Below are 17,005 nucleotides of genomic sequence, written 5' to 3'. Positions count from 1 at the left end.
TTAAAAATAAAAATAAAAATACTGATTAAATTAAACAAGCAAAAAAGATACTCTCAAAATAGTCTATTCACTATTTTGAGAGTATCTTTTTATAATCCCACATATACAATACACATTTGAGCAGCTACATATGTAAACCAAATCCAAAGTGGCTCATACTTCAATTTACGCCCTCCGATATCTGTCACGCCAATAATAAAATCAGAAATCACAAACAGTAAACCACCAAACGCTGGTATCCACCATATTCCTGTATTTTCATAATATAAGGCGAATGCAAAGCAAGCCATTCCTCCAACCCACAATCCGTAAATTAGAGCTCCTATCGTAAACAATTTATCCTGTTTATCATTTCGGATAAAGAAGAACCATCCTACAATTAGAAAGAGCCCATATACGAGTAAGCCAATCCAAAAACCATTCCACGAAATTCCTGTTTGCAAAAATGCTTTTACATAAAAACAATGAGCAAGAGCGAAAGTAACCATCCCACCAATTAACCTGTGACCAATTGGAATCAGCCCAGCCATAAACAAATCTCCCACAGTCGATAAAGTCATACCAAGTGCAACCCACGTACTATACTCTACAGATGGATCTTGTAACCATATCCAAATTGCACTACCTGTTAAAGAAAAACTAAGAATAAGACGGATTGCTAAAGGTAACGGCATATTATCTTTCGTTCTTTTTGTCTGCCGCATTGCATAAATTGCACCAATTAAAAAAAGAAGTATTTGCCCAATTAACACCACGTAAAGTAGATTCATAATATGTTCTCCTCAATAAATGCTTTTTGTATCTTTTTTCGTTACACTTAGTCTATTATCCTTTTTCTATAAAAAAAGAAGAACAGTACTGTTCTTCCATTGTAATCGCTTTTCTGCTTTCTATGCTACTTGTTTTTCTTTCTCTATTTTTTGCTTAGCTGGCGTCCGATTTACCACAATAATTCCCGCGGCTACACATGCTAAACCGAGTAACACAAATGAATGAATTGCTTCACCTAAAATCATGCTCGATAATAACACACCAAATACGGGTATAAAGAACATATACATAGATACTTTTCCAACCTTATTGTACTTCATAATTGTATTCCAAATGCAAAAACCAGCTGCAGATAAGAAAGATAAATAAATCAGCATAAGTAGTGCATGTAGACTAAATGTAAATGGCATTACTCCAACTTGTAAAGCCCCTATACATAATAATCCTATAGAACCAAACATCATTTGGTATGCTGTCATATAGCCAACATCTAACGTTTTACTACCTTCTTTCGCTAATATGTTTCCATATGAATACAGCATTGCTGCACTAAGAAGTAATAAGCTTCCGATTCCAAAATGAAATGATAAGCTACCATCACTCGGCACATTTACTAAAACGACGCCACAAAAGCCAATCGATACGCCAATTATTTTTCTCATATTGAGGGCATCATCTTTATATAAAAAATGGGCGAGTAAAATTTGAAAGAATGATGATGTCCCTGAAATGATAGCTCCTTCAATTCCCGAACTATAACTCATTCCAATATAAAAACAGATATATTGAAGAAACGTTTGGAATAAACCAATTTGTATTAACTGTTTCCCCGTTCCTTTTTTGAAGCTCATATCTTTTCCTAACACTTTAAAGAATAATAAGAGCATGAATCCAGATAAAAAGAAACGATAACCGGCAAATAATATTTGCTCTCCAACTTCTTGTGGTTGAATTCCAAGTTCAACATAACTTAATTTAATAAAAGGAAATGCGCTTCCCCATAAAAAAGTTGCTACTATTGCAGCAATAAATACGCCAATCGGATGGGTAAAAAATTTCTCTGTCTTCACTTGTTGTCTTCCTTTCCGACCTTTTTATGAACAATATTCATATATACCAAAGGAATTGCGAAAACACAAGTTTTCCGTTTATACTTGAAACAAAACCGTACCATCTCATAAAAACATATGATATACTATAGAATAATTACAACATAAGAACGATTAAAAACAGATTCAACAGAAATGCTGCTATCCATTATGGATGGCAGCTTTCGTCGTTTTATAGGGGTTTCGATTTTGATTATTTTTCTCAATAAGAATTCGGAAGGAGCGAGTAGTAATGAACTCAGAAGTAAAAACGTTACACGCAAAAGAAACAATTTCTCATCCCTCTTTATGGGACACATTAAAAAAACATTATGAACTTGTATTTGCAGTGGCATCTGGTATTTTTATTTTAGCTGGCTGGCTATTCACAAGGAACGATGCAATAAATGTAGGTATTACTTGCTATATCCTTGCTTATATAGTTGGTGGATATGCAAAAGCAAAAGAAGGAATTGAAGATACGATTGAAGAAAAAGAGCTAAATGTTGAAATGCTAATGCTCTTTGCAGCTATTGGTGCTGCAATTATTGGCTACTGGGCAGAAGGGGCTATTTTAATCTTCATCTTTGCACTCAGCGGTGCTATGGAATCTTATACGTTAAGTAAGAGCCAAAAAGAAATTTCCGCTCTTCTTGACTTACAACCTGAAGAAGCATTACGTATTTCCACCGGAACTGAGGAACGTGTTCCTGTTGGAGAGTTACAAATTAACGACATTATTTTAATTAAACCCGGTGAACGTGTTCCTGCTGACGGTACGATTCATAACGGTGAAACAAATATCGATGAGGCAGCAATCACAGGAGAACCTATTCCAAATGAGAAAAGACATGGCGATGAAGTATTTGCCGGTACTGTAAATTTACGTGGTGCTATCGAAGTTAAAATTACGAAGCCGAGCGATCAAACATTATTCCAAAAGATTATCCGTCTCGTCCAAAGTGCACAAAGTGAAAAATCACCATCACAACTATTCATTGAAAAGTTTGAAGGAACATACGTAAAAGGTGTACTACTCGTTGTTGCGCTTATGATGTTCGTTCCTCATTTCTTACTTGACTGGAGCTGGAATGAAACGTTTTATCGCGCTATGATCTTACTTGTAGTCGCATCTCCTTGTGCGCTCGTAGCTGCCATTACACCAGCTACGTTATCAGCCATTTCTAACGGAGCGAGAAACGGTATTCTCTTTAAAGGCGGTATACATTTAGAACGCCTTGCTTCTGTGAAAGCAATCGCGTTTGATAAAACAGGAACATTAACAGAAGGTAAACCTACCGTAACAGATGTATATGTTCGAGAAAATATAACAGAAAAAGAATTACTTTATATTACAGCATCAATTGAAAGTCACTCTACACATCCTTTAGCTGAATCCATTGTTAAATATGCACAACATGCGTACGACATTACTTTAAAAAAACCAGAAAAGGTTGAAGATGTAACTGGTTTTGGTCTAAAAGGAATATTGGAAAACAACGCTTATAAAATAGGTAAAGCTGATTTTATCGGTGAAGAAACAAAGACATTTCATAATGGTATTTCTGCCTCACTTGAAAAAGAAGGTAAAACTGTCGTTTATATTAGTGATGAGGGAGGCATTCTTGGACTTATCGCTTTAAAAGATACGCTTCGCCAAGAAACAATAGCTGCTATTCGTGATTTACAAAGCATTGGTGTCGAAGCAATTATGATTACTGGAGATAATGAAGAAACGGCAAAAGCAATTGCCTCTGAAAGTAATATAAAGGAATATTACGCATCATGCTTACCAGAAACAAAAGTTGAAACGATTAAAAAGTTAAAAGAAAAATATGGTACAGTAGCAATGGTCGGAGACGGTATAAATGATGCACCTGCACTAGCTACTGCTAGCATTGGTGTCGCAATGGGAGAAGGAACAGATGTAGCTTTAGAAACTGCAGATGTTGTACTGATGAAGAACGAACTATCTCGCCTTTCCCAAGCAATTCGTTTATCAAAACGAATGAACCGTATTGTGAAGCAAAACGTAATCTTTTCGCTAGCCGTTATTGCCATGCTAATTTGTTCAAACTTCTTGCAATTTTTAGCTCTTCCATTCGGTGTTATTGGCCATGAAGGAAGTACGATTCTTGTCATTTTGAATGGCTTACGATTACTAAAAGGAAGCAAATAAAACGGGTCCCTCATAGAGGACCCGTTTTTTTTAGTGATAGCTATTATGACCGTTCGCACTGCTACTCGTTTTATGCTTTGGATGCGAACTGCTCTTTTGTTTATTATTACTTTTATTATTATGGTTCTTTTTATTATTACTCATGAAATATCCCCCCTGTTCCTTTTTATTATGGAACAAGAACTCATTATTCATTACGGGAATTATTGTCACCGGTTCTATAATGGTGGAGTAAACCATTAATTTCACCGCCAAGTAAAATTACCCATCCAGTTAAATAAAACCATAACATTAAAATAATGATACCACCGAGACCACCATATGTATTGGCGTAATTCGCAAACTTATCTACATAATAAGCAAATGAGTAAGACACCACAATCCATCCTACAGTAGCAAATAACGCCCCTGAAATAACTTCTCTTCTTTTTAACTTTCGATCTGGTGCAAATGTATATAAGAAACTAAACAAAGCAAATAGTACGAAGAAACTCGCTACTAATCGTGTAATGCTCCATACGAAAGAAAAACTATCTGATAAACCGAGTGCTTTAAACACTGCTGCTCCAATAACTTGTCCGAATACCGGAACAATTAACGCAAAGACAATCATAAAAATAATAGCTAATGTAAACACAATTGATAACGCTCTTGTTGTAATAAAAGAACGTGTTTCCTTCACGTCATAAGCGCGGTTAAAAGCATTCATAACCGCATTAACACCATTTGAGGCAAACCATAACATGGATAATAAACCAAATGATAATAAACCACCATTTTGCTGGTTTACAACTTTATCTACATTTACCTCAATTAAGTTCATTGCATCATCTGGTACATAAACCTCTAATAAACTAAGCACATCCTCTGTTTGAATGGGAATAAATCCAAGAAGCGTAATTAAGAAAACGAGCCCAGGAAAAATTGCAAGCAAGAAGAAATAAGCGAGCTGTGCTGCCAAGCCCGCTACATCATCGCGCATCGTCCGGTCATATAAATCTTTACCAAACGAATAAGTACGATTTCTTCTCACCTTTTCTAAAATTTTTCTCATATATGTTTAAACGCTTTTCTTCTCTTCTTTATCTTGCTTTAACTCAATGTACGCTTCAGTTTTTTTTTCCACTGCATTTGAGTCTTTTATAAATAATTCACGCGCTTCTTTCATACCACCATCTTCAGCAACTACTGGCTCTTCTTCTGCTTTCAGCTCATCTACCTTTGGAGATACAGCTTGAATTTCAATCGTTTCTGGCTTTTCTTCTGGCTCAACTTTTTTCTTACTAAAAATTTCTTTCGTTTCTTTTAACGTCTCTACAACAGATGGCGTTAATTTTTTAATTTCTGCTACTTTCGCTTTTACCACATTGAAATCAGCAAGTTCGCGTCCTTTATCTGTAACAGTTTGCACTTTTTCTTTGATCTTTGCATTTTCACCAATTTCAATCATCTTTGTTTTTGCTTTTTCTGCTGTATTTTTTACTTTTTCACGGTTTTCTTTCTTTAACATGGATACAGCTACACCTGCCGCTACACCAATCGCAATGTTTCGAGCAATATTATTTTTCTTTGCCATATTCCTTCACCCTTTCATTTCTTATGTTAGAAAGTATTTCTTTCTAAGCTTCCTCATATTCCTTGTTCATTTCGAATGAAAGCTAATAGCTTTGCACACCCTTCTGTTACAAGGTCATATACTTCTTGGAAATTCCCTGTATAGTAAGGGTCAGGAACGTCTGTCCAGCCACCGTCTGGAACAAAATCGGACAGCCTACCAATATAGCCTCCAGTTTTACCTAAACTTTTTAAATCTGCTATATTCTTGTTGTCCATGGCAATAATATAATCAAACTTTGTTAAGTCTTCTTTTTCTACTTGCCTTGCTTTAATTCCTTCAAAAGTGACTGCATTTTCTTTTAAAATTTTTTGTGTTCCTTTATGTGGCGGATGGCCAACATGCCAATCTCCAGTTCCTGCAGAATCAATGACAATTTTCTCTTCAAGTCCCTCTTTTACGACAAGATTTCGAAAAATCGCTTCTGCCATCGGAGAACGGCAAATGTTCCCAAGACAAACAAACAATACTTGAACCATGTTTTTGTTTCTTCCCTTCTTGGTGCATTTCTTCATATATACTTATAGTATAAACAACCAATTATGAAATATAAAGGAAATCCCTACTAATTTAATAGGATTGAAAAGATCCATTAACGAAAATGATAAAAAATGTTAAGATAGCCTTATGTTATTTTAAAGGGGGACACTTCGGTGGATTTATCCGTAAAGTCAGAAGAAAACGTTGAATACATGGTCGAAGCTATTAAAGAAAAATTACGTATGGTTAATGCTGGAGCGATGAGAGCTGCTAGTTTTAACGAAGAAATGTACGAAGATTTACGTGACATTTATGATCATGTTATGAAACGTGAAACATTCAGCATTAGTGAAATGCAAGCTATTACAGAAGAATTAGGTACATTAATTAAAAAGTAAAAAAGCCTCTCTTATATGAGGCTCTTTTTTATTTCCAACAAATTCATGACAACTCTTCTCTTTCCCTCAACCAACTGTAAAATATTGTACAATAGAAGTAGAACCTCACCTTAGATTTTTTCTCCATACATACTACTCACAAATAATAGCAACACTACCATTGCTAACTGTTTTTACTGGAGGTGCTTACTTATGAGCAATTGGTACAGTAAGACGAAAGATCAAACATTGATTGACCTAGAAACAAACGAACAACACGGTTTAACAGATGAGATTGTAAGTGAACGTTTAAAGCAATACGGTTCTAATGAATTAGCTACAAAACAAAAACGCACTTTATGGCAGCGTATTTTCGCCCAAATTAATGACGTCCTCGTATATGTCCTTATTATTGCTGCCCTTATTTCTGCCTTTGTAGGTGAATGGGCGGATGCCAGTATTATCGCGCTTGTTGTAGTTTTAAATGCTGTTATCGGTGTTGTCCAAGAATCGAAAGCAGAACAAGCTTTAGAGGCATTGAAAAAGATGGCAACACCTAAAGCTATCGTCAAGAGAAATGGTGAACTAAAAGAAATTCCATCTGAGCACGTCGTTCCAGGGGATATCGTTATGCTCGACGCCGGACGATATATCCCATGCGATTTACGCCTTATTGAAACCGCAAATTTAAAAGTTGAAGAATCTGCTCTAACTGGTGAATCTGTCCCTGTTGATAAAGATGCAATCTACCACCCTTCCATGCAAAGTGATGAGCAAGTACCACTCGGCGATCAAAAAAACATGGCATTTATGTCCACTCTTGTAACATACGGAAGAGGCGTCGGTGTTGCTGTTGAAACTGGAATGAACTCACAAATTGGTAAGATTGCTACCCTTTTACATGAAGCAGACGATGATATGACACCACTTCAAAAAAGCTTAGCACAAGTCGGCAAATATTTAGGCTTTGTCGCTGTAGCTATTTGTATCGTTATGTTCCTCATCGGTTTTTTACAAGGCCGGGATACGTTAGAAATGTTTATGACTGCTATTAGTTTAGCCGTTGCAGCTATTCCAGAAGGCTTGCCAGCTATCGTTTCCATCGTTCTTGCAATTGGTGTGCAACGTATGATTAAACAAAACGTTATCATTCGGAAACTACCAGCTGTTGAAGCCCTCGGTTCTGTCACAATTATTTGTTCAGATAAAACAGGTACGTTAACGCAAAATAAAATGACCGTTACTCACTTTTATAGTGATAACACATACGATCACTTAGAAAGTTTAAATGTAAATAATGATGCGCAACGTCTATTGTTAGAAAATATGGTGCTATGTAATGATGCTTCTTACAATAACGAATCACAAACGGGAGACCCGACTGAAATTGCACTTCTCGTTGCTGGAACCACTTTTAACATGCAAAAAGATCATTTAGAAAAAATACATGAACGTGTTAACGAAGTACCTTTCGATTCAGATCGTAAAATGATGTCAACCGTACATACATACGATGAAAGCTACTATAGCATGACGAAAGGCGCTATTGATAAGCTCTTACCTCGATGTACCCATATTTTTAAAAACGGCAAAATCGAGATTTTAACTGATTCTGATAAAAATCAAATATTAGAAGCTGCCGGAGCAATGTCTCAAGAGGCTTTAAGAGTACTTTCATTCGCATTTAAACAATACAATTCAAACGATGTGGATATAAATCATCTTGAAGAAAATCTTATCTTTATTGGTCTTGTCGGTATGATTGATCCACCACGAACTGAAGTGAAAGATTCAATTACAGAATGTAAAAAAGCCGGTATTCGCACAGTTATGATTACTGGTGACCATAAAGATACCGCCTTTGCAATTGCCAAAGAACTTGGCATTGCTGAAGAAATATCGGAAATTATGATTGGAACTGAATTAGATAACATTTCTGATACAGAACTAGCTAGCAAAATTAATCATTTAAATGTATTCGCTAGAGTCTCTCCAGAGCATAAAGTGAAAATTGTAAAGGCATTACGCGCGAAAGGAAATATCGTTTCTATGACTGGTGATGGCGTCAATGATGCACCATCTTTAAAGCAAGCCGATGTCGGCGTAGCGATGGGCATTACAGGAACAGACGTTGCAAAAGGGGCAGCGGATGTTGTGTTAACAGATGATAATTTTTCATCTATCGTGAAAGCTGTTGAAGAAGGTAGAAATATTTATCGCAACATAAAAAAATCAATTCTCTTCCTACTCTCTTGTAACTTCGGAGAAATTATCGCTTTATTTTTAGCAATTTTACTCGGCTGGGCAACACCACTACGACCTATTCATATTTTATGGGTGAATTTAATTACAGATACACTGCCTGCATTATCACTTGGGGTTGATCCTGAAGATCCAGATGTGATGAAGGAAAAACCACGACATGCAAAAGAAAGCTTATTTAGTGGTAGCGTTCCTTTCCTAATTTTCAATGGAGTTATCATTGGACTTTTAACGCTAATAGCTTTTATCGCCGGAGCAAAATTCTATACTGGAGATACAAATTTATTCCCTCTTTTCCCAGAGCGAATTGATGACGATGCTCTATTACACGCTCAAACGATGGCATTTGTCGTTCTTAGTTTTTCTCAGCTCGTTCATTCATTTAACTTGCGTTCAAGAACGAAATCAATTTTTTCAATTGGGATCTTTACAAATAAATATTTAGTTCTCTCCCTTCTTATCGGTGTTCTTATGCAAGTTTGTATCATCTCCATCCCGCCCCTTGCAAATATATTCGGTGTACATGCATTAACGATGCGAGATTGGGGATTTGTTCTCTTATTGAGTATCATTCCACTTATTGTGAATGAGATTATTAAATTAGTGAAGAGAAACTAAAAGGCAATGAGGAATATTCCTCATTGCCTTTTCATTTATCCTTGTAATTCTTTTTTGATATTCTCCGTTAATGTAGCCATACGCTTGCGGCTTTCTTCACGCTCACGTTTATTTTGTTCTTCAATTTGTTGTGTTTCTTGCATACCTCTTGAAATAATGTTCCAAGTTTCCTCAAGCGTTTCCATCTTAATACTAGAAGAACCTGATAATCTCGCTACTTCTACACTTTGCGTTGCGATATTTTGTGCATTTTTCTTAAGTAATTCATTTGTACGGCGATCAAGTTCAGCCATAGAATCTGCAACAAGCTTTTGACGTTTCGCATTTACTGCTTGAATGATACCATTTTTAAAGATAGGAATCGTTGTAATAAATGCTGTATTGATTTTACCAATTAATTTATTATTACCACGTTGAATCATGCGAATTTGCGGCGCTGTAAGTAGCGCAACCATACGCGCTTTTTCTAAATCATCAATACGTTGCTCTAAAATTTCAACCGAGTTTTTAAGCGACTCTAATTCAATACCTGCTAATTGATCATTATTACGCACGCGCTCTTCATACATCGGAACTAATTCTGTATTTAAACGCTCTAATAGCATTTCTCCTGCTACTACGTACTTCTCTAAGTCTAAATAATATTTTAAATTTTGCTCATACAAGCCATCTAACGTTCCAATTGATTTTTTCATCTCATCTTGGTACTTCGTAATTTCCACATAAACCTTATCAATTTCGCGGCCCATCGTTTGATATTTACTAAAGATTTGTTCTATCATTTTATCCGCTTTTTTGAACATGCGCGAGAAGAAACCACTTTTTTCTTCTGCAAAGTCTTTACTATCAAATCTGTCCATAATTTTACCAAGTTGCTTTAACAATTCACCAGAATCTTCTATCTTTGATAATGACATTGTATGTAAAATTTGATCAGCAAAACGTGAAATTTCCATAGAAGGTTCTTTTCCAAGTTCAATTAATTCCAATTGATCTTTAATATCTACTGCGTTATAAATACGTTGCACATCTGCATCTTGTCTAAGTTGCAAGCGAACATCTTGTGCGGTTTGCTCATTCAATTCAGTTTTCGAATCTAGTACGACTGGGTTATTCATATGGTATTCTCCCTTTCCTTATAAAAATGGACGAAATAGTCCTTTTATTGTTTGTGATAAATTTTTATAGGCTGATGAACCATGAAACTCAAGATCGAAATTAACTTCTTCAAGCCAATGGGAATCAAATGCTCCCGCTTCAACATATGGTTCAATATCGTTTCTGCCCGTGGGATTGAAATGGAATACATCTACTCCAATTTGATTTAAAAATAGTAATAAAACAGCGTCAGAACGAGTTAATTCTCCGCTCTTCTCATTATTAAATATAACAATTTTCGGTACATCTTGTGAATAATCAAATTTCTCAAGCTGTTCTAAAATATTGGGTGGTATTTGAGAAAGTTGTGCGAAAACATATAGCGCTACATCTTGTTTCGTCTCTTTCGCAATTGGTTTGCACATTTCACTTTCGCACGTATGGATAATCGCCTCTGCAATCCCATGTTGTAAACCTTCCGGTAAACGCTTATGCGGCCACCAATGGCTATTCATAATTAGATCAGGATGTAATTTTCCAGCTCGGTCCAATGCATCTCGATAATGATATTGGAAGTTTGCTTTTTGCTCTTTCGTAAACGGGAATGTATTAATTAATAAACTGTTATCAAATGATGTAACAGCCTTTAATCGTTGAAAATATTCTTTATCATTCTTTGAAACGCCTGATATTTTCGCAAATAAAGAAGGAATATAAATATGTTTATTTTCAACAAAGAATGTTGGACGTACAAATGCCTTTTCTTTCGTAATTAAAAAGAGTTCATCATATGTCGTTTTTAACGTACGTGCTACAGGTGTATACGAACGGAATTGCCACGGTTTATATAATAGTGAATTATCGTGGTGAAGTACTTGTTCAATTTCTTTCGAAGCTTGATACGCTACTGTTGCAACACGCTCGCGGCGGCGATCAGGGAATGGTTCAAGAGAAATGCGACCCGGATGGGACACAATAAAAGTTCTTCCCTCTTCATCAATATTTTCAAATCCATCTTTTCCTTCGGGGTGATAATAAAGCACATCACAACCGAGCATAATAAGAAAATATAAGAAATATATACGGCTTTCCTGTGCATCACCATACCAAACGATACGTGGCATCTGTTTCTTATAATTAATCGTAGAGAACCACTTCGCTACGTAATTTTCGCTTAGTTTAATTATGTCGATTAAGAAACGACGGAAGCCTTCTGTCTTTAACGACTGATTATGTTGTTTCTCATATAATTTCAATACTGCAATAAACGTCGTATGTATGTAATGCTGTAAATCAGGGTTGTCTACTTTCGGTAAAAGTTGTTTCCCAGATAAGTGTGCAACTAACCTATTTACTGTCAGACCATTTGGTGCTTCTTGATGTAATCCGAACACTTCTTGAATATGACGAAGCTTTTCTGAATCAATCACTTTGTTTAAATTTTGTTCGTGTAAAACTTCGATTCCTTTCGCTTCACTATAATCAAACAGTTCATTGAAATATTCATCTACATCATTAGGAACGCCTAGGATTCGACATGCTATATAACTAAATTTCATCTCATTCTCTGTCAGCTCATATTGTGGGCGTTTTTCTAAAAGCGCTTCAAATTGCTTTAAATCTGATTCATCTTTTAATGCATATGGTTGAAGTGTAAAACGTGAAAACACAACAGTTCACCTCCAAAAACATTTACGTTTTTTCTAAGTCCTTCTTCTATTATAAACTATTTTTGGTTATAAAAAATGGGCGCTCGCAAAACGAGCAAACCCATTTCAATTATTTATTGTCTTCTTTAGTAGCTGCTACTTCTTCTTTAGCTTGTCCAGAATTCTTCATGTAGTGAAGTATAAATGTTGCTCCAAATGCTACAACTAAAATAATGAAGAACACTGTATGGCTTATTTCAATATGAATAACAGACAATAACATTTTTGCTGCAATAATTAAAATTAAAATATATGCTGTCGTTTCAAGTTCTGGAATACGCTCTAACAATTTTAAGAATACACCAGCGATACCACGCATCATTAAAATACCTAGCATTCCGCCTAATAGTAAAATCCAAACTTCATTAGATACACCAAATGCAGCAAGTACGCTATCTACAGAGAATGCGATATCCATTAATTCAACCATCGCAACTGTTCCCCAGAAGACACCGAACATTCTGAAGAGAATACTATTTTGGTTCATACCATGAGATTCCTCTTCTTCTGCATTACCTTTTCTTTTATCAATGAAGTATTTAACTGAAAGCCACGCTAAGTAAAGTGCACCTAACACTTTTACCCATGCTAATTTAATTAAGAACATCCCGATTCCAATCGCAATAAAGCGGAACACATAAGCTCCAATAAGTCCATAGAATAATGCTTTTTTACGTTTTTCTTCCGGAAGGTGTTTTACCATTACCGCTAACACAAGTGCGTTATCAGCAGATAACAACCCTTCAAGTACAACAAGTGTACCTATTAATCCCCAAGATACTGGATCTTGCAACACTTTAATCCACATGTCCAAGTCGAAAAACTGAGCATACGTATCAAGGATTCCTTGCAAAATACTCATCTTACCTTTATCCCCTATTCTTTGCTAGATTTATAGAAAGGTCAAAAAAAGGAAACGAATATCGTTTCCTTTCTATGCATCCAAGCCATACGCTCTTACAAGCGCACCTAAACCACCTTGGAATCCACTTCCTACTGCATTAAACTTCCACTGTCCATTATGACGGTATAATTCACAAAAGACAACTGCTGTTTCGATGGAGAAATCTTCCCCTAAATCAAAACGAAGAACTTCTTCATTCGTCTCTTCATTCGCTAAACGAACAAACGCATTTCCAACTTGCCCAAAGTTTTGACTACGGCCCTCTGCATCATAAATCGTAACTGTAATAGCAATTTTATGAACATCTGCTGGAACCTTCTTCAAATCTACAACAAGTTGCTCATCGTCGCCTTCGCCTTCGCCTGTACGGTTATCTCCTGTATGTAAAACAGATCCACAAGGAGACTGTAAATTATTATAGAAAATAAAATCAGTTTCCTTCGTACATTTTCCGTTTGCATCTAATAAAAAGGCAGATGCATCTAAATCGAAATCTGATCCACCGTCATAAGATTTAATATCCCATCCAAGACCAATTACTGCTTTTGTTAAACCAGGGCTTGTCTTACCTAAATCGATTTTCTGTCCTTTTTGTAATTGAATAACCATCTATATTCACCTCTATATTTTTATCTTTAAAAATATATCCATCGGTATACACGCATTTCACCGATGGATATATAAATCAAATCTATTACTCTACATCTAAACCAAAATTATTACATAGAGACGCTAATCCACCTTGGAATCCACTTCCGATTGCATTGAATTTCCAGTCACCTGCATGACGATATAATTCACCTACTACTACGGCTGTTTCAATAGAGAAATCTTCTCCTAAATCGTAACGAATTAATTCTGCATTCTTTTCTTCATCTAAAATACGTACGAAAGAGTTAGAAACTTGTCCAAAGTTTTGGCTGCGTCCTTCTCCATCGTAAATCGTGATTGTGAAGCAAATACGTTCGATATGTGCAGGTACATTTTTCAAATCTACTTTAATCGATTCGTCATCGCCTTCACCTTCGCCAGTTCGGTTATCTCCTAAATGCTCTACAGCACCATTCGCACCTTTTGGGTTATTATAGAAGACGAAATCCTCTGCACCTGAAACTTTACCGTTAGCACCTACTAAGAAAATACTAACATCTAAATCGAAATCGTTTTGTCCATCATAACGATTCGTATCCCAACCAAGTCCTACAAGAACTTTTGAAAGACCTGGATTCGTTTTTGTTAAGTCTACCTTTTGTCCTTTTTTCAATGAAATTGATGCCATATACAATTCCTCCTCGGTTATTTTATTGATAACGTGATACAATCTCACTTAAGTTTTTATCTTGTGTTCCTTCTCCAACTGCTGAAAACTTCCATTCACTTCCGTGACGATACATTTCACCTGCAATTAGAGTCGTTTTGCCAGCATAATTATCCGATAAATTATAGCGTGCTAATTCTTCACCAGTTTGCGGGTTTTGAATACGAATATATGCATTACGAATCATCCCGAAATCTTGACGACGATTTACACAGTCATAAATATTTACAACGAATACTAAACGATTAATACGGCTCGGAACTTTATGTAATTCTACGAAAATTGTTTCGTCATCACCAGCGCCTTCGCCTGTTAAATTATCTCCTGAATGAATAATACTACCACAAGTAGAAAGTTTATTTCCGAAGTAAACTAAATCATTTTTGTTTAAAAAACGATCTCCTTCTAACATAACAACAGATGCATCACAATCTACATTTGGTTTACTTCCAAATAATGAAGACAGAAATCCACCTGATTGCCCAATTGGATCCCAGCCTAAGCCAACCTGTAGTTTTGCTACTTTTGGTTGTCCTTTCGTTAAATCGATCTTTTGACCTTTTTCTAAAATAATAGGCATGAAGTTTCTCCCTTTCTACAAAGCATTTTCCAAATCGGAAAATATTGTATTCTTCTCTTATATTGTAGCATTATTTACCTAGCGATAAAAAGGATAAATTCTCAGTTATATGAAAACATTCATATAATTTACTTATGATGATGTAAGAAGTGGTAAATAGCACCAATCATTCCTGCACAATTACCGTTTTGTGCAAGTTCAATCTCACAATTATTATAAATCTCTTGATTTAAGTATTTACTGACCTCCTCTTTTACTTCTTTTAAAAACTCATTTCCTCTATCGGTAATTCCTCCACCAATAATAATCGTTTCTGGATTAAAAATATAAGCAAGATTACTAATTCCGATCGCCAAATGTTTCAAGAAGATCCCAACTGCTTGAGCAACTTCCCAATCTCCTTTATCATACAACTCGAAAATTTTTTTCCCATTCCACTCGCCTTTGCCTTTATATTTTCTTACAAGCCGAATTAATCCTGAAATCGAAGCAACCTCTTCAAACGTTTTTCCTTCTATTAACATATTCCCCCATTCACCAGCACTAAATGAATGTCCTCGGTACAATTCTCCATCTATAAAAATTGCTCCCCCAATTCCTGTTCCAAGGGTGAGCATAATAAAGTTCTCTTTCTCTCTTCCACTACCATTCCACTTTTCTCCAAACGCTGCACAATTCACATCATTGTCAATCGATACTGGTACTTTTAATATCTCTTGCAATCTATCAATAATAGGAATAGTACTATATCCCGGAATATGATCCGCACCTCCCGTCACAATTCCTTTATTAATATCAACAATTCCCGTAGTGCTAATACCAATTCCTGCAATAGTATGTTCATTCATTATTTTTTTGGATACATATATAAGTTTTTGAATAATTTGTTCTCCGCCTAAATGAATTTCTGTTGCAACTGTTTTACGCTTTAATACTCTCCCTATTTCTGAAACAATGCCATACTTAATTTGCGTACCGCCAATATCAAACGCTATGTACTCTTTCATCTACTGCCACTTCCTCTACCGTTATGAATGTAAATTCTCCGCCTCTACTATTTGTAGGAAATCTACATTAACTCTTTTCTGCTTTGACAAATACACCACCTTTTTCTATATATAGTTTTTTTTGCATAAAACTCTTTTTCCTAAGAAATATTACAAAGGGATGTATTTTAGATGGAATATTAATTTCTTAGGAGGAAAACCATGACGAAAATCTTCATTTTAGCATCAACACTCTCTTTATCTTTTTTTAGCGGTTTAAATATCGGTAATGCTGCAACTGAAAACTTCCAACCATTAACAAACGCTATTGTACAAAATAGCGATCATTTTGCCGAAGGAAATTTAAAGGATAATAATAAACCTCCAGGAAATAACGGTTCTCAGGACGATAGTGGTTCTGGCGGCAATGGTTCCGGCGGTAACGGTTCCGGCGGTAACGGTTCTGGTGGCAGTGGCTCTGACGGCAGTGGTTCCGGTGGCAATGGTTCTGGTGGTAACGGTTCTGGTGGTAGCGGTTCTGGTGGTAGCGGCTCTGACGGCAGTGGTTCCGGTGGCAACGGTTCTGGTGGTAGCGGCTCTGACGGCAGTGGTTCTGGTGACAACGGTTCTGGTGGCAATGGTTCCGGTGGCAATGGTTCCGGTGGCAATGGTTCTGGCGGTAACGGTTCTGGTGGTAACGGTTCTGGTGGCAGTGGTTCCGGTGGCAATGGTTCTGGCGGTAACGGTTCTGGTGGTAACGGTTCTGGTGGCAGTGGCTCTGGCGGCAATGGTTCTGGTGGCAACGGTTCTGGTGGCAGTGGCTCTGGTGACAATGGTTCCGGTGGTAACGGTTCTGGTGGCAATGGCTCTGGCGGCAATGGTTCCGGCGGTAACGGTTCTGGTGGCAGTGGCTCTGGTGACAACGGTTCTGGTGGCAATGGTTCTGGCGGTAACGGTTCTGGTGGCAGTGGCTCTGGCGGCAATGGTTCTGGCGGTAACGGTTCTGGTGGCAGTGGCTCT

16 protein-coding genes are annotated in these 17,005 nt (G+C 36.5%); 4 read left to right on the top strand and 12 right to left on the bottom strand.

Annotated features, from left to right (window positions below):
• Nucleotides 1-89 precede the first annotated feature (89 nt).
• Entirely contained in the window at nucleotides 90-770 is a 681-nt protein-coding gene (locus tag ACS2FK_RS26125) for a lysoplasmalogenase (protein WP_001051080.1), read from the bottom strand.
• Nucleotides 771-890: 120 nt separating this feature from the next.
• Entirely contained in the window at nucleotides 891-1,841 is a 951-nt protein-coding gene (locus ACS2FK_RS26120; protein ID WP_063546354.1) for a DMT family transporter, read from the bottom strand.
• A gap of 271 nt (nucleotides 1,842-2,112) precedes the next feature.
• On the opposite strand from ACS2FK_RS26120, the gene ACS2FK_RS26115 reads away from it, so the two are divergent.
• Nucleotides 2,113-4,038 carry a heavy metal translocating P-type ATPase gene (locus ACS2FK_RS26115; protein ID WP_063546352.1) on the top strand — a complete coding sequence of 642 codons (1,926 nt, stop codon included), beginning with the start codon at nucleotides 2,113-2,115 and terminating at the stop codon, nucleotides 4,036-4,038.
• 187 nt (nucleotides 4,039-4,225) lie between these two features.
• Here the strand turns inward: ACS2FK_RS26115 and ACS2FK_RS26110 are convergent, their stop codons facing one another.
• The 3 genes from ACS2FK_RS26110 to ACS2FK_RS26100 are packed head-to-tail and all read right to left on the bottom strand — an operon-like array spanning nucleotide 4,226 to nucleotide 6,132.
• On the bottom strand, nucleotides 4,226-5,092 hold the full coding sequence (locus ACS2FK_RS26110; protein ID WP_001226536.1) for a YihY/virulence factor BrkB family protein: 867 nt from the start codon (nucleotides 5,090-5,092) through the stop codon (nucleotides 4,226-4,228).
• A 6-nt stretch (nucleotides 5,093-5,098) separates the two neighbouring features.
• On the bottom strand, nucleotides 5,099-5,614 hold the full coding sequence (locus ACS2FK_RS26105) for a DUF4075 domain-containing protein (RefSeq protein WP_001085387.1): 516 nt from the start codon (nucleotides 5,612-5,614) through the stop codon (nucleotides 5,099-5,101).
• 53 nt (nucleotides 5,615-5,667) lie between these two features.
• Complete coding sequence (locus tag ACS2FK_RS26100; RefSeq protein WP_000250916.1) at nucleotides 5,668-6,132, bottom strand: low molecular weight protein-tyrosine-phosphatase; 465 nt, start codon at nucleotides 6,130-6,132, stop codon at nucleotides 5,668-5,670.
• A gap of 174 nt (nucleotides 6,133-6,306) precedes the next feature.
• Here ACS2FK_RS26100 and ACS2FK_RS26095 point away from each other — a divergent pair, with 174 nt between their 5' ends.
• A complete protein-coding gene (locus tag ACS2FK_RS26095; protein WP_000366196.1) occupies nucleotides 6,307-6,531 on the top strand; it encodes a DUF1128 domain-containing protein in 225 nt (74 codons plus the stop codon).
• A gap of 192 nt (nucleotides 6,532-6,723) precedes the next feature.
• Complete coding sequence (locus ACS2FK_RS26090; RefSeq protein ID WP_063546349.1) at nucleotides 6,724-9,390, top strand: cation-translocating P-type ATPase; 2,667 nt, start codon at nucleotides 6,724-6,726, stop codon at nucleotides 9,388-9,390.
• Between the two features lie 35 nt (nucleotides 9,391-9,425).
• Here ACS2FK_RS26090 and ACS2FK_RS26085 read toward each other — a convergent pair whose 3' ends face one another.
• The 7 genes from ACS2FK_RS26085 to ACS2FK_RS26055 form a co-directional block, all read right to left on the bottom strand.
• Complete coding sequence (locus ACS2FK_RS26085; protein WP_001064413.1) at nucleotides 9,426-10,508, bottom strand: toxic anion resistance protein; 1,083 nt, start codon at nucleotides 10,506-10,508, stop codon at nucleotides 9,426-9,428.
• 18 nt (nucleotides 10,509-10,526) lie between these two features.
• Entirely contained in the window at nucleotides 10,527-12,158 is a 1,632-nt protein-coding gene (locus ACS2FK_RS26080; protein WP_000492846.1) for a YceG family protein, read from the bottom strand.
• A gap of 109 nt (nucleotides 12,159-12,267) precedes the next feature.
• Entirely contained in the window at nucleotides 12,268-13,059 is a 792-nt protein-coding gene (locus tag ACS2FK_RS26075) for a TerC family protein (RefSeq protein ID WP_023520991.1), read from the bottom strand.
• Nucleotides 13,060-13,131: 72 nt separating this feature from the next.
• Nucleotides 13,132-13,710 carry a TerD family protein gene (locus ACS2FK_RS26070; RefSeq protein ID WP_000236649.1) on the bottom strand — a complete coding sequence of 193 codons (579 nt, stop codon included), beginning with the start codon at nucleotides 13,708-13,710 and terminating at the stop codon, nucleotides 13,132-13,134.
• Nucleotides 13,711-13,795: 85 nt separating this feature from the next.
• The gene (locus ACS2FK_RS26065) at nucleotides 13,796-14,380 is read right to left on the bottom strand and encodes a TerD family protein (protein WP_000146729.1); all 585 of its coding nucleotides are present in this window, start codon (nucleotides 14,378-14,380) and stop codon (nucleotides 13,796-13,798) included.
• Nucleotides 14,381-14,402: 22 nt separating this feature from the next.
• Nucleotides 14,403-14,999 (bottom strand): TerD family protein, encoded by a 597-nt coding sequence (locus ACS2FK_RS26060; protein WP_001121586.1) that lies wholly within the window; start codon nucleotides 14,997-14,999, stop codon nucleotides 14,403-14,405.
• A gap of 128 nt (nucleotides 15,000-15,127) precedes the next feature.
• Nucleotides 15,128-16,006 (bottom strand): ROK family protein, encoded by an 879-nt coding sequence (locus ACS2FK_RS26055; RefSeq protein WP_023520990.1) that lies wholly within the window; start codon nucleotides 16,004-16,006, stop codon nucleotides 15,128-15,130.
• A 201-nt stretch (nucleotides 16,007-16,207) separates the two neighbouring features.
• Between ACS2FK_RS26055 and ACS2FK_RS26050 the strand changes: the two genes are divergently transcribed.
• The coding region (locus tag ACS2FK_RS26050; RefSeq protein WP_438899875.1) for a cell wall anchor protein at nucleotides 16,208-17,005 on the top strand (798 nt) is incomplete at its 3' end.

Origin of the sequence: Bacillus cereus group sp. BceL220 (assembly GCF_051776965.1) — a bacterium.
Classification (GTDB): Bacteria; Bacillota; Bacilli; order Bacillales; family Bacillaceae_G; genus Bacillus_A; species Bacillus_A cereus.
The sequence above is the reverse complement of the archived record's forward strand: the minus strand, read 5'-3'. Positions and strand labels throughout refer to the sequence as shown.

Excerpts from the sequence above, each read along its gene's own strand:
- ACS2FK_RS26125 (WP_001051080.1), bottom strand. The coding sequence starts at position 770 with ATGAATCTACTTTACGTGGTGTTAATTGGGCAAATACTTCTTTTTTTA.
- ACS2FK_RS26115 (WP_063546352.1), top strand. The coding sequence starts at position 2,113 with ATGAACTCAGAAGTAAAAACGTTACACGCAAAAGAAACAATTTCTCAT.
- ACS2FK_RS26110 (WP_001226536.1), bottom strand. The coding sequence starts at position 5,092 with ATGAGAAAAATTTTAGAAAAGGTGAGAAGAAATCGTACTTATTCGTTT.
- ACS2FK_RS26105 (WP_001085387.1), bottom strand. The coding sequence starts at position 5,614 with ATGGCAAAGAAAAATAATATTGCTCGAAACATTGCGATTGGTGTAGCG.
- ACS2FK_RS26100 (WP_000250916.1), bottom strand. The coding sequence starts at position 6,132 with ATGGTTCAAGTATTGTTTGTTTGTCTTGGGAACATTTGCCGTTCTCCG.
- ACS2FK_RS26090 (WP_063546349.1), top strand. The coding sequence starts at position 6,724 with ATGAGCAATTGGTACAGTAAGACGAAAGATCAAACATTGATTGACCTA.
- ACS2FK_RS26085 (WP_001064413.1), bottom strand. The coding sequence starts at position 10,508 with ATGAATAACCCAGTCGTACTAGATTCGAAAACTGAATTGAATGAGCAA.
- ACS2FK_RS26075 (WP_023520991.1), bottom strand. The coding sequence starts at position 13,059 with ATGAGTATTTTGCAAGGAATCCTTGATACGTATGCTCAGTTTTTCGAC.
- ACS2FK_RS26070 (WP_000236649.1), bottom strand. The coding sequence starts at position 13,710 with ATGGTTATTCAATTACAAAAAGGACAGAAAATCGATTTAGGTAAGACA.
- ACS2FK_RS26065 (WP_000146729.1), bottom strand. The coding sequence starts at position 14,380 with ATGGCATCAATTTCATTGAAAAAAGGACAAAAGGTAGACTTAACAAAA.
- ACS2FK_RS26060 (WP_001121586.1), bottom strand. The coding sequence starts at position 14,999 with ATGCCTATTATTTTAGAAAAAGGTCAAAAGATCGATTTAACGAAAGGA.
- ACS2FK_RS26055 (WP_023520990.1), bottom strand. The coding sequence starts at position 16,006 with ATGAAAGAGTACATAGCGTTTGATATTGGCGGTACGCAAATTAAGTAT.